Genomic DNA, 252 nt, shown 5'->3' with positions numbered 1-252 from the left:
GGAGTCTGGGCCGTGTCTCAGTCCCAGTGTGGCCGGTCACCCTCTCAGGCCGGCTACCCGTCGTCGCCTTGGTGAGCCATTACCTCACCAACAAGCTGATAGGCCGCGAGTCCATCCAAAACCACAAAAAAGCTTTCCACCCCCCACCATGCGATGAGGAGTCATATCCGGTATTAGACCCAGTTTCCCAGGCTTATCCCAGAGTTAAGGGCAGGTTACTCACGTGTTACTCACCCGTTCGCCACTAATCCA

At 56.3% G+C, this 252-nt stretch carries 1 rRNA gene; it reads right to left on the bottom strand.

Annotated elements, in window-relative coordinates:
* Window positions 1-252: ribosomal RNA gene (locus EYS21_RS23285) — 16S ribosomal RNA — on the bottom strand; the annotation flags it as partial.

It is taken from the genome of Arthrobacter sp. S39 (assembly GCF_004320525.1).
In the GTDB taxonomy this organism is placed as follows: domain Bacteria; phylum Actinomycetota; class Actinomycetes; order Actinomycetales; family Micrococcaceae; genus Arthrobacter.
The sequence above is the reverse complement of the archived record's forward strand: the minus strand, read 5'-3'. Positions and strand labels throughout refer to the sequence as shown.